The following is an 11,911-nucleotide window of genomic DNA, read 5'->3' as shown; positions in this document are numbered from 1 at the left end:
AAACAGAAAGCGGCAGTAGCAATTGCAAACAAATTGGCGCGGATCATCTGGGCTATGCTGTTTCATCGCAGCGAATATCGGCCTTGTTAATATGTAAAAATCGAGTATTAAACTCACCCCAAAAACACGACTACAGATAATGAAGTAACAGGTAATACCGGCCTTTGCAGATGCTGAGAGAGTACAAGGAGCATATGACTCCGAAAGGACGATAAGCAGCAAAGGCGCGGTTCTCATTAAGGCCAGAGARCAAAGATKCTCAYAAACAGGTCGGATATACGTACGCAGTATTACTTTCTGTTACTCAAAAAGTGGTTGATCTATTCGAGGTGTCCATATATGGACTGGCTGCGAGTCGACGAGCAAATGGCATGGCAAACCTATAAGTCGGGGCGGTCGAGCGGCTTGGACAACATCCGTGTTTAATTGCCAGTTCGCCATCCATGGCTCTCGTTCATAAGCTTAGAAACCCTAGGTTTCTATTCACAATGTCGTCGAGCAAATACCATGGATCGACCTTCAATAGGGGGCCTGCATTTAATAACTAAGCAATAAGTCATTTAGTGATATTAGCCTTTCTATATTTAACGCTCCTCTGTCCAACTCTTGTTAAACGAACATTACATATGCAAACTGTAGCGGCATCTTATTGTTCTAATTTGTCAGATTAGGTTTTTATGTCACTATAGGTTTTTTGCTGTGACGTTAGCATGTAAAGCAAGATGAGCTTTTAACGCCTTGAATCGCCAGCAAACAAGGATAGCGAGGCTGTTATTCCTTGGTAAAACCCGTTAGCGTCTTTATCGACAGTTTTTTACCTGCGAGATTGGGCATCAGTGACTCAAGGATGATCCTATGAATAAACGTATCGTGATTTGTGCCGATGGGACTTGGAATCGGCCCGAGAAAGATCTTAAGGTCGATTTCCCAACCAATGTGCTGCGCCTCGCGCGTGCTATCAGCCCGATAGCGGCTGATGGTAAACCCCAGCAGGTATTTTATGATTGGGGCGTGGGTTCCTATTACGATCAAGCCATTGGCGGTGCGACAGGGCGCGGTTTACATAAAAACATCATAGATGGGTATCGCTATATAGTGCAAAACTATTCCCCTGGCGATGAGATTTATCTCTTTGGCTTTAGCCGCGGTGCTTACACTGTGCGTTGCTTGTGTGGCTTGATTAATAACTGCGGCATACTTAAACGTCCCGATGCGGCGTTGATTCAACAAGCTTTCGACCACTATAAAAAAAGCAGTGCACCCTTTGCGCCTGATGGTGAAAAATCCCTCGAATTTAGAGCGAGATACAGTCATGAATCTCGGGAAATCAAGTTTGTTGGCGTGTGGGATACCGTGGGTGCTATGGGGATCCCTATCTCGTTTTTAGGCTTGTTCGAAGATAAAGACGAGTTTTACGACACTAAAATTGGCCGCAATGTGCGCGTTGCTCGTCATGCCTTAGCCATAGATGAACACCGTAGTGATTTTGAGCCGACCATTTGGCAACTACGCGACAATATGGACATGCAGCAAGTGTGGTTTGCGGGTGCCCATAGCAATATTGGCGGCAGTTATAAACCCGATAAAGACGGTTCATTGTTGTCGGATATTGCACTGTTGTGGATGATATCCGAGGCGCAGAAATTTAATTTAAGTCTAGAGCCACACTTAGCCGCGAGTGTGCATCCAAATCCGCTCGCGACCTTACATAACTCGAGACGCAGTTTTTATCGGATAAAACAGGAATATTTGCGACCACTCGACCCTGAGCAAGTCCCAGTACTTTTGCATCATTCGGTGAAGGCCCGCTGGGATCAAGATCCTCAGTATCGCCCGAAGAATCTACAAACTTATATCGAACACTATGGCTGGCCAGAGCAGCTAGTTTAACTCTATAACCCCAAGTGACCTGAAGAGACTACGCCTGCATCTTCAGGCGGTTTGGGGATAAATACTAAGGCATATCATGATTAAGCGACACTTAGCTGGACTCGTTTTTGGGCTCAGTCTGTTTCTCCCTCATAGCGTATTGGCGCAGCCCGCTAAACGCATTATTGCGCTCTCGCCCCATGCGGTGGAAATGCTTTACGCCATAGGTGCGGGCGATACGATTGTGGCCGCAACCGATTATGCGGATTATCCTGAGGCGGCAAAAAATATCCCGCGTATTGGGGGTTACTACGGCATTCAAATGGAGCGGGTGATGGAGCTTAATCCCGATCTGATTGTGGTGTGGGATTCGGGTAATAAAGCCGAAGATATCAACCAGCTTAGGACGTTAGGATTTAACCTTTATGGCAGCGATCCTAAAACCTTAGAAGGCGTCGCCAAGGAGCTTGAAGAGTTAGGCCAACTTACGGGGCATGTTGAAGAAGCAAGCAAGGCTGCGGCCGCTTATCGCGCTGAGCTTATCCGATTGCGGGTTGAAAATGCTAAAAAATCAGAACCTAAGGTATTTTATCAACTCTGGTCGACCCCCTTGATGACAGTCTCTAAAAACAGTTGGATCCAACAGATCATCAGTGTGTGCCATGGACAAAATGTGTTTTACGATGCCGCCAGTGATTATCCGCAAGTCAGTTTAGAAAACGTCTTGCTGACCTTGCCCGAAGTGATTTTGCAAAGTGAAGAAGAAGGTAATGTGAAAGGGGTTGATTGGCGCCAATGGCCAGAAATTCCTGCCGTGAAGAAACAGCATATTTATCAACTCAATGCCGATTTATTACATCGCGCGACGCCCAGAGCTTTACTCGGCGTTCAAGCCTTATGTGATGCCTTGGATAAAGCACGTTAAATAAAACGCCTGACAGATTATTCCGTCAGGCGTTTAGTCAGATGTTGCTATTTTCTAAGCGTTTAGAAAGGCGCGTTGATGTCGACCACATTAATCAGCTTGTGGTTTACAAACTCTTTCAATCCTAAATCAATCAACTCGCGGCCATAACCTGAGCGACGCACGCCACCAAAGGGTAAGTCGGCCTTGACCATAGTTGGATGATTGACAAACATCATGCCTGTGGAAACCTGCTTAGCGACCGCCAGCCCGCGTTGGGTATCGGCGGTAAACACTGAGCCACCCAATCCAAAGGGCGAGTCATTGGCAACGGCAATCGCTGCTTGCTCATCTTTCACTCTGTGGATACTGGACACAGGGCCGAAGAATTCCCAATAGTAGGCGGGGTTATCTGGCGTCAGGTTTGTCAGTATTGTTGGCTGCACAAAGGCGCCTTGCTGCGGCACTTTAGGACCCACTTCAGTCGCGGTTGCGCCGTGTTTTACGGCATCACGGATCTTCTGCTTCAACTCATCGGCTGCGCCTTGGGAAGACAGTGGCGCCAGCGTAGTGGCCGAGTCCATAGGATCGCCGGCTTTTAGCGCTTCGATCCCCTTGATATAACCCTTCATAAATTCATCGTAAATGGCTTCAACTAAGATCATCCGCTTAGATGATGTACAGACCTGTCCCGCGTTCCAGTGACGGCCAAACACAGCCCAGTCGATAGTTTTAGGCAGATCGGCATCTTCAAGTACGATAAAGGCATCTGCGCCACCCAGTTCTAGCGTGGACTTTTTCAGTGCCTTACCCGCCAGAGCGGCAATGATCGATCCCGCATCTTCTGATCCCGTGAGCGCAACACCATGCACTTTGGGCGAATTGATGATCTGTTCTATCTGCTCTCGGGTGGCATACAGATTTTGGAATGCACCTGAGGGCAGTCCGGCATCGCGCATTAAGCCTTCAAAGGCCGCAGCGCACTGGGGCACGTTGGATGCATGTTTGAGTAGTAAGGTATTTCCGGCGGCAAGCTGCGGCGCTAAGATGCGCGCAATTTGGTAGTAGGGAAAGTTCCAAGGTTCGATGGCCAATAATACGCCCAGCGGTTCGTTAACCAGTATCGCTTCACCTTCGGCGGGATCGGCAACCGGCAGTTTTTGCGGTGCCAGCAGTCGCTCGGCATGTTCGGCGTAGTATTCGAAAATTTGCGCCGACAGTTCGACTTCAGCTTCGGCTTCTGCTGTGACTTTGCCCATTTCTAAGGTCAGTAGATTGGCGTATTTGGACTTGTTGTCTCTGAGGATCTTCGCTGCCTTAGACAGTATTGCGGCCTTGTCGGCAAAGGGAGTGGTTCGCCAGCTTAAAAATGCCTGATGGGCGGATTCTATCGCCTGTGTGACTTCGGTATCTGTTGCATTTGGAAATTCTTTAATGAGCTTTCCCGTAAAGGGATTGGTTGTTGCATAAGCCATATGTGCCTCCAAGCGTTTAACAAATAGAGCGTAAATGCCAGCTTTGGCATCGAGGGTGGAAATGTCTTGTTTGTTGTGGACTCCCTTGCCATTGATTATGTGGCAAGGAAGCCTAGGATGAACGGTAAACTCGTGTGGCAGCAGGAACTATTTTAGTGGCATTAATTAATAAAATCAGATGGTTGCTACCTAAGGTGTACACGTCATATTGTTACGGTTAACAAGTTTCAGCTGTTTTATAGCGTTCAGCCATGGCATTGGCGGCTATCATGGCTTGATAGACGTCATCTGCGGTTAATTTCATCGGCATATTGCCCATAGTATCGCCTTCAGCACAGGCTATCTCAGCCACTTTGCGCCATTCGGTCTCGATAAAGGTTTTCAGCCCTAAATCTGCGAGTGTGAGCGGCAGTCCCGCCGTTTTGATGATGCGGATAACGTTATCGATTTCGGCTTTTGGGGCATTTTCGAGCACGAGCTGAGTTAGCAGCCCAAAGACGACTTTCTCGCCGTGCTGAGCTTTATGTAACTCAGCCACCGCTGACATACCATTGTTTACGGCATGGGCGGCGGCTAATCCGCCCGCTTCTGCACCAACACCACTGAGATAGATGGTGGCTTCAATGGTTTGCTCTAGCGCAGGAGTGACTATTTTGTTTTTAACGGCGTCCATAGCAGCTTCAACATTTTCAGTCAGTAACTGATAGCAAAGTTGGGCCAATCCCAGCCCTGTGCGGGAAGGCTTTTTCAGGACTAGGTTGACGCCATCCGATTGATAGCAGGCACGAGCTTCAAAATAGGTTGCCAGTGCATCGCCTATGCCTGCCGCAAAAAATCGGGCCGGAGCCGCGGCGATAATGGCAGTGTCGGCAACGACAGCATCTGGGTTCTGTGGCAGAAACAGATAGCGTTCAAACTCACCTGTTTCGGAGTAGATCACTGCAAGTGCAGTACAAGGCGCATCTGTTGAGGCAATTGTGGGGTACAAGATGACTGGCCGTTTTTGATAGAAGGCGACGGCTTTGGCGGCATCTAAGGTTTTTCCACCGCCAACTCCAACAATAACGTTGGTATGATGCTGTTCTGCCAGCGCGCCTAAGCGCTTTATCTCGGCTTCGCTGCACTCATAGTTGAATTTTTCGAGGTGGCTGCTGATCCCATTTTGATCTAGCCCAGCGACCGCTTCATTCTTCACGCGGCTGAGGATAAATTCATCGCAGATGATAAAAGCATTGTCACCAAAATCCTTAACATAATCATGCATTTGAGCTAATAGGCCCTTGCCGATAATGAATTTTTTAGGGGAAGTGACGGTACGTGGAACGACAGTGCTCATAGAGCCTCCTTTGCACTTATGACGGTTATCCTTTCATTCTTACCCTAGCATACGCCTAAATTAATGTCATAGCATGAATGGTGGCAATGTTTTTATTGCTAAGCGTAAATTACTACTTTAGTGCTTAATTGTTAGATTAATGATGTGGTTTATTGTTTTATTCTTCGAGTTAAATGCTTTGGTTTATCCCTGATTTAAGGCAAGGATAGGGCTGAGAGAGCGAGGCGATCTAAGCGGGCGAAGAGATGTAATATCTCAAAAAAAGCTAACGGTGGATTGTGCGAATAGCGGTAAACGTCTGCTGTCTAAACACTGCATAGTCATTAATGTAATGGGATTTTATTACCTTAAACTCGTCCCAAGTCTTGCTCGGTGTTCATGCTTTATGTGATGCTCTGTACTGTCGTTCATTGGTGTCATAGCGAGTGAAATCGTCGACTGAGATAAAAGACCAGTAATCAAGGAGTGAAGATGACACAGCAGAATGCGTTAGGACAATTGGTCAGTAAAGGTACGTTAATATTCTTTTGTGGCAAAATGGGCTCAGGTAAATCAACCTTATCGCGACAACTTTCTGAGGCCGAAAACTGTATTTTAATCTCGGAAGACGCATGGCTGGCGGCGCTATACCCCGATGAAATTAAAGATTTTGATACTTACTTGAGCTATTCCGCTCGCCTTAAGCCTTTGCTTAAAAAGCATGTGCAGGAACTGCTCTGTTCGGGTGTTTCTGTGGTCATGGATTTTCCCGCGAATACTATCAATCAGCGCCTGTGGTTTCGAAGCATTTTTACTGATTGCGCCGCCCATAAACTTATTTATCTTAATCACAGCGATGTGCTTTGTTTGAGTCAACTCGATAAACGCAGACAAAGCCACCCTGAGCGCGCCATGTTCGATACTGAGGCGATGTTCTGGCATGTGAGTGGTTATTTTCAGCCACCGACTCTGGATGAAGGCTTTGAGCTTGAGGTGATAGAAAGCTAAATAGTTGAAAGCCAAGTGACTGAAAGCCAAGTGACTGAAAGCCAAGTGACTGAAAGCAAGTGACTGAATAAAAACAATAGGGAATATCATGTACCAAGTGCTTGAAGGCGTTGTTTCTGCCAATGATTTTGTTCGCCTACGACAGATTTCAGGCTTAAGCCCTAGACCATTGGAGGGCGCCATTAAGGCCTTGCCAAGGAGTTTATATGGCGTGCAAATAAAGTTCGCCGAGCAGACTGTGGGCATGGGGCGTGTGGTTGGTGACGGCGCGCTCAACTTCGAAATTGTCGATATCGCAGTGGATCCTGAGCATCAAGGTAAGGGATTAGGGCGGCTTATTATGCAGCACATCATGGCTTATCTAGATCGTGAGGCTTTTGAGGGCGCGTATATTACCCTGATGGCGGATGTGCCTGAACTCTATGAAAAGTTTGGCTTTAAATTTAGTCGTCCCGCAAGTGAAGGCATGTATATGGTGAAATAACGCCGCTAACCAATACACTTGTAACTTAGGCACTTATAGCTGTAGAACTCAAACAGTAGAACTTAAAACAACAATCAAAGGAAGATTACCCCATGAATACCTTACTTATTTGCTTATTTGTCGCCATGTTATTGCCATATCTTGCGAAAGGTCCCGTGGCTTGGGCGATGGCAAAGGCGGGTGGTTACGATAATAATCATCCCCGTGCTCAGCAGGCGCAGCTCACTGGTTTTGGCGCTCGCGCTTTAGCGGGACATCAAAATGCCTTTGAATCATTGCTGGTGTTTGGCCTAGCCGTATTAGTGGTGATTGCTACCGGCAAAGTAAATCCCACCACTGAGTGGCTCGCAATCGTCCATGTAGGCGCCCGCTTTGTGTATCACATCCTCTATCTTGCTAACAAAGGCACCTTAAGATCCCTCACATGGTTTGTTGCCATCTTCAGTGCTTTCGGGATTTTATTTCAGGCTTTTTAAGCTTGGATATTAAAGGATCTGCGCCAGTTTTTTGATACTTTCCCGCAGATCATCAGGCGTATGAGCGGCATAGCCCAGTAAGATTGCTTGCCTTGGATAGGGCGCTTGGCAATATCGAGACAAAGGCTGTGCCCCCAAACGTATTTGGCGGCATTTGTTGAGCACTTCCTCTTCGGTCAAGTCGCCCTTCAGCCAACAGACCAGATGAATACCTGAGTCAGAGGTTTGAACGGACAATTTGTCGGGCAGATACTGCTCAATTGCCGCGATTAACGCCGTTTGGCGCGCTAAGCAGGCTTTTCTCACTCGGCGAACATGCCGCGCATAATGTCCTTCGGCGATAAACAACGCTAATGTTGCTTGCTCTAGGTGAGCCGTGTGCGTATCGGCGTAATGCTTTGCCAACTGGAAAGCCTGTACCAGTTTAGGGGGTACCACTAAAAAGCCGAGTCGTAATTCGGGCAGCAGCATCTTGGAAAAGGTGCCTGCGTAGATCACCCGCTGTTGTTTATCGAGTCCCTGCAGTGCCTGAATTGGGCGGGCGCTATAACGAAACTCGCTATTATAGTCATCTTCTAAAATCCATTTACTCTGCTCAGCGGCCCAATCGAGTAAGGCCAATCGTCGTGGCAGACTTAGCATACCGCCGAGGGGAAATTGGTGTGAGGGCGCGGTAAAAGCCAGTTTCACTGCGGGCCACCGCTGGATCGCATCGGCAATATTTGTGCCCTCATCATCAACACTCACAGGACGAACCCGCATATTTTGCGAGAGAAAAGCACCTAAAGCCCCGTCATATCCAGGTTCATCAAGCCAGACTTCATCTCCCTGTTGGAGTAGTACCTGCGCTGTGAGGTTAATGGCCTGCTGAGTTCCATTGATTATGATGATCTGCTCAGGTGTGCAATTGAGGCCGCGGGTCGAACGCGCATAGTCACTTATCGCCTCACGCAGCGGCAAATACCCCGCGCTATTGTTTGATTTACCTAAGGTTTTACGCGATTTCCGCCAAACTCGGCCTAACAGCCGCCCCCAAAGTTGGTGCGGGAAAAGATCGACACATCCGACGCCAATATTAAACATGCTATGGCTGTGGTCCGTATTTCCCTTCGCTTTCAGTCGCGCCATTTCTATTAACTGTGGATTAATTTCTAATTTTGAATCAAAGGCTTGAGCGCTTTCTCTGGCACGGTTTGGAATATCGATCAATTCATCGGGAATGGTATCTGACACATAAGTGCCCGATCCCGGTTTAGTCAGCAGATAGCCTTCATCAATCAGGCGCTCAAACCCTTGCAGTACTGAGTTACGTGAAATCTGCATGGTTTCCGACAAGGCTCTGCTGGATGGGAGCTTCATTCGCGGGTGTAAACGTCCATCAAGAATGGCCTCTCTAAACGCATGATAAAGCTGATCTTTGAGGATGCCATCTTTGAGTTGCAAGTGAGGGAAATTGGATTGAGGTTTTTTCATTTGCTAACTGGTACTGTGAAAAATACAAAAAGTGTACCTTATGCGGTACCACAATTGAATCTAGAATCTTGCTTCAGTAAAACTGAGACCATTTACTTAATTTCAAGGAGTGCGCTAATGTCCAGCCAATCACTAACAGTGACCATTGATATGGTTAAAGAAACGGACTATTTACTCTGGTTACCACACTGGCGTGATTACCAGACTTTTTACAAAGTGGCGTTATCGGAAGCGACCACCCAAGCCACGTGGCGCCGATTCTTCGATGACCAAGAACCCATTTATTGCGCCGTTGCAAGAGAGGGCCAAAACTTACTCGGTTTTGTGCACTATGTTTTTCATCGTTCTACTTGGGCCGAAACGGATTATTGTTATCTTGAAGACTTGTTTGTTGCCCCAACGGCAAGGGGTCAACATGTTGGAAAACAATTGATTGAGTTTGTAAAGCAAGCGGCCATTGAACACAAGTGTGCGCGCCTGTACTGGCATACACAGGAAACAAATTTAACCGCGCAAAAACTCTATAACTGGATTGGTGAAAAACCGGGAGTCATTGAGTACAGAATGCCGCTGTAAGGCGTGACCTTTAATAAACGCATTAACTGGCTAGCTTATTGATGCGTTTATTATCAGTGGTTTGATAGTCTAAAATCCTTTCAATCCTAATGCTAAAGGGCTTTAGCATTAGGTTTTAATACACGTTTTAATTGCGACTAATCGCAGCGATCACCGCATCGGTCAGTTCCCGAGTATTCGCCGTTCCGCCCATATCGCGGGTTAAAGATTGCTTATCTTTCAATACGTTTTCTATCGCGCTGAGTATCATGTCGTGCATTGCGCTATAACCTAAATGTTGCATCATCATAGCGCCCGCCCAAATTGTGCCTAAAGGATTGGCAATACCTTGGCCTGCAATATCCGGCGCCGAACCATGTACCGGCTCAAACATCGACGGAAATTCCTTGCTTGGATTGATGTTCGCCGAAGGGGCAATGGCGATAGTGCCAGTGCACGCAGGGCCAAGATCAGACAGGATATCGCCAAACAAATTTGAGCCAACAACCACGTCAAAATGCTCTGGTTTCAGCACGAAATTTGCCGTCAGAATATCGATATGATATTGGTCGACCTTAACATTGGGATACTGTTTTGCCATTTCCACGACGCGACTATCCCAATAGGGCATAGAGTGAAATATGCCATTGGATTTGGTCGCCGAGGTTAAGTGCTTTGCCTCGCGGCTTTGGGCTAAATCGAAGGCATATTTTAAGATGCGATCTGTGCCACGACGGGTAAAAATGCTCTGCTGGGAGACTATCTCATGTTCAGTGCCTTCATATTGAATGCCGCCGACGGCGGAATATTCGCCTTCCACGTTTTCACGTACTACATAAAAATCGATATCGCCGGGCTTTTTACCCGCGAGTGGGCAGGGCACGCCTTCAAATAACCGAATAGGCCTAAGGTTCACGTATTGCTCAAAGGCTCTGCGGATCGGTAGTAGCAATCCCCAGAGTGAAATATGGTCGGGAACGCCTGGAAATCCAACAGCGCCTAAGTAGATGGCATCAAAGGATTTTAGTTGCTTAAGTCCATCCTCTGGCATCATGCGACCGGTTTTATGGTAGGTTTCACAGGACCAGTCGAAGTAGGTCCACTCAAACGTCACACCTAAGATTTTTCCTGCGGCTTCGAGTGTGCGTATCCCTTCGGGGATCACTTCTGTACCTATGCCATCTCCGGCAATTACGGCGATTTTTACCTTAGACATCTTCGACTCCAATAGGGGATTCTGCGTTTTTTGTATGTTATTCCATATTCGTATCGTGTATGAATAGGCTAAATGTTTTGTTAAGGATTACGAATCGTGAGCCAACTGCCGCCACTTGAAGATTTACGAGTCTTTGTTATCGCCGCTACAAGCGGGGGATTTACAGCCGCTGCGGAGCAATTATCTTTTTCTCCAGCGTATGTGAGTAAACGCATTGGCCTATTAGAAAAAGCGCTCGGAGTGCGCTTGTTTCTGCGTTCTGCCAGAAGTGTTAGCCTCACCTTAGAGGGCAAGATTGCCTTGGAATGGTCCGAACGTTTGCTCGATACCATGGAGCAAATGAGCCTTGAAATTAGCTTAGAGCAGCAAGTGCCACGGGGGCGATTACGTATCGCAACCAGCACAGGATTTGGCAGCCACTGCATTGCACCGATTATTTCAGACCTCGTGTTCCACTATCCCGAATTAGAAGTTGATTTAGAGTTGCTCGACCGCCCGGTCGATCTGGTCTCTGAAGGTTTTGATCTGGAGATCCGTGTCGGTGGCGAATTGCCACCGCAAATGATAGCTAAGCGTCTTGCGAGTAATTATCGGGTATTGGCGGCATCGCCGACCTATATCGACACGCATGGCATGCCTAGCAATCTCGCTGCATTAGCCGAGCATAAGTGCATAGGGATCCGCGAGCGCGATCAAAACCATAGAGTGTGGCGATTGGAAAGTGCGGCTGGCATAGCCTCGGTTGATTTAGCGGCTTCCTTGATGACCAACAATGGCACAGTCGCTAAGCAGTGGTGCCTTAAAGGCCACGGTATTATGTTGCGCTCCATCTGGGATTTACAGCAAGATTTCTTAAGTGGCAGATTAGTCAGAGTACTCCCCGAGTATCATCAATCCGCTGAAATTCATGTAATTTATGCTTCACGATTAGAAACGTCTGCCAAACTCCGCACCTGCGTCGCCTATCTTGAAGAGGCATTACCTCGTTTTGCTGGCACTGGAATAAGTTGATTTTATTTCGCTAATCTCTATTAGCGAGTGAACACTCGCTATTTTCATATTGAGTTTAAATAAATCAAGGTGTTGGATTTAATTGCTGACATTGGGTCAAGAGGCGGCCAAGAAGGCGCTCGTTC

At 47.3% G+C, this 11,911-nt stretch carries 11 protein-coding genes; 7 read left to right on the top strand and 4 right to left on the bottom strand.

Annotated elements, in window-relative coordinates:
* The first annotated feature begins 855 nt into the window (after positions 1-855).
* Positions 856-1,890 (top strand): DUF2235 domain-containing protein, encoded by a 1,035-nt coding sequence (locus L5M51_RS11440; protein WP_263172774.1) that lies wholly within the window; start codon positions 856-858, stop codon positions 1,888-1,890.
* Between the two features lie 76 nt (positions 1,891-1,966).
* Positions 1,967-2,794 (top strand): cobalamin-binding protein, encoded by an 828-nt coding sequence (locus L5M51_RS11435; protein WP_173243092.1) that lies wholly within the window; start codon positions 1,967-1,969, stop codon positions 2,792-2,794.
* Positions 2,795-2,856: 62 nt separating this feature from the next.
* Here the strand turns inward: L5M51_RS11435 and L5M51_RS11430 are convergent, their stop codons facing one another.
* Together L5M51_RS11430 and L5M51_RS11425 are read right to left on the bottom strand one after the other, a co-directional pair.
* On the bottom strand, positions 2,857-4,248 hold the full coding sequence (locus tag L5M51_RS11430; protein ID WP_248069190.1) for an NAD-dependent succinate-semialdehyde dehydrogenase: 1,392 nt from the start codon (positions 4,246-4,248) through the stop codon (positions 2,857-2,859).
* Between the two features lie 217 nt (positions 4,249-4,465).
* On the bottom strand, positions 4,466-5,584 hold the full coding sequence (locus L5M51_RS11425; RefSeq protein WP_263172769.1) for a glycerol dehydrogenase: 1,119 nt from the start codon (positions 5,582-5,584) through the stop codon (positions 4,466-4,468).
* Positions 5,585-6,055: 471 nt separating this feature from the next.
* Between L5M51_RS11425 and L5M51_RS11420 the strand changes: the two genes are divergently transcribed.
* The 3 genes from L5M51_RS11420 (at position 6,056) to L5M51_RS11410 (ending at position 7,531) form a co-directional block, all read left to right on the top strand.
* Positions 6,056-6,571 (top strand): AAA family ATPase, encoded by a 516-nt coding sequence (locus L5M51_RS11420; RefSeq protein ID WP_263172768.1) that lies wholly within the window; start codon positions 6,056-6,058, stop codon positions 6,569-6,571.
* A gap of 88 nt (positions 6,572-6,659) precedes the next feature.
* The gene (locus tag L5M51_RS11415) at positions 6,660-7,055 is read left to right on the top strand and encodes a GNAT family N-acetyltransferase (protein WP_263169251.1); all 396 of its coding nucleotides are present in this window, start codon (positions 6,660-6,662) and stop codon (positions 7,053-7,055) included.
* Positions 7,056-7,147: 92 nt separating this feature from the next.
* Positions 7,148-7,531 carry an MAPEG family protein gene (locus L5M51_RS11410; RefSeq protein WP_198571810.1) on the top strand — a complete coding sequence of 128 codons (384 nt, stop codon included), beginning with the start codon at positions 7,148-7,150 and terminating at the stop codon, positions 7,529-7,531.
* A gap of 9 nt (positions 7,532-7,540) precedes the next feature.
* On the opposite strand, the gene L5M51_RS11405 is transcribed toward L5M51_RS11410, so the two are convergent.
* Positions 7,541-9,004 carry a PLP-dependent aminotransferase family protein gene (locus tag L5M51_RS11405; protein ID WP_263169254.1) on the bottom strand — a complete coding sequence of 488 codons (1,464 nt, stop codon included), beginning with the start codon at positions 9,002-9,004 and terminating at the stop codon, positions 7,541-7,543.
* Between the two features lie 117 nt (positions 9,005-9,121).
* Here L5M51_RS11405 and L5M51_RS11400 point away from each other — a divergent pair, with 117 nt between their 5' ends.
* The gene (locus L5M51_RS11400; RefSeq protein ID WP_219251144.1) at positions 9,122-9,580 is read left to right on the top strand and encodes a GNAT family N-acetyltransferase; all 459 of its coding nucleotides are present in this window, start codon (positions 9,122-9,124) and stop codon (positions 9,578-9,580) included.
* A gap of 127 nt (positions 9,581-9,707) precedes the next feature.
* Here the strand turns inward: L5M51_RS11400 and L5M51_RS11395 are convergent, their stop codons facing one another.
* Entirely contained in the window at positions 9,708-10,775 is a 1,068-nt protein-coding gene (locus tag L5M51_RS11395; protein ID WP_263172766.1) for a tartrate dehydrogenase, read from the bottom strand.
* 96 nt (positions 10,776-10,871) lie between these two features.
* Here L5M51_RS11395 and L5M51_RS11390 point away from each other — a divergent pair, with 96 nt between their 5' ends.
* Positions 10,872-11,786, top strand: coding sequence for a LysR family transcriptional regulator (locus tag L5M51_RS11390; protein WP_263172764.1), 915 nt, complete (start codon positions 10,872-10,874; stop codon positions 11,784-11,786).
* Positions 11,787-11,911: the final 125 nt, after the last annotated feature.

This window comes from Shewanella sp. SM73, from assembly GCF_025653795.1.
GTDB lineage: Bacteria > Pseudomonadota > Gammaproteobacteria > Enterobacterales > Shewanellaceae > Shewanella > Shewanella oncorhynchi.
This window is presented reverse-complemented; position numbering and strand designations above follow the sequence as displayed.

Bases quoted from the DNA above. Each gene is read 5' to 3' on its own strand.
- L5M51_RS11440 (WP_263172774.1), top strand. From the start codon at position 856: ATGAATAAACGTATCGTGATTTGTGCCGATGGGACTTGGAATCGGCCC.
- L5M51_RS11435 (WP_173243092.1), top strand. From the start codon at position 1,967: ATGATTAAGCGACACTTAGCTGGACTCGTTTTTGGGCTCAGTCTGTTT.
- L5M51_RS11430 (WP_248069190.1), bottom strand. From the start codon at position 4,248: ATGGCTTATGCAACAACCAATCCCTTTACGGGAAAGCTCATTAAAGAA.
- L5M51_RS11425 (WP_263172769.1), bottom strand. From the start codon at position 5,584: ATGAGCACTGTCGTTCCACGTACCGTCACTTCCCCTAAAAAATTCATT.
- L5M51_RS11420 (WP_263172768.1), top strand. From the start codon at position 6,056: ATGACACAGCAGAATGCGTTAGGACAATTGGTCAGTAAAGGTACGTTA.
- L5M51_RS11415 (WP_263169251.1), top strand. From the start codon at position 6,660: ATGTACCAAGTGCTTGAAGGCGTTGTTTCTGCCAATGATTTTGTTCGC.
- L5M51_RS11410 (WP_198571810.1), top strand. From the start codon at position 7,148: ATGAATACCTTACTTATTTGCTTATTTGTCGCCATGTTATTGCCATAT.
- L5M51_RS11405 (WP_263169254.1), bottom strand. From the start codon at position 9,004: ATGAAAAAACCTCAATCCAATTTCCCTCACTTGCAACTCAAAGATGGC.
- L5M51_RS11400 (WP_219251144.1), top strand. From the start codon at position 9,122: ATGTCCAGCCAATCACTAACAGTGACCATTGATATGGTTAAAGAAACG.
- L5M51_RS11395 (WP_263172766.1), bottom strand. From the start codon at position 10,775: ATGTCTAAGGTAAAAATCGCCGTAATTGCCGGAGATGGCATAGGTACA.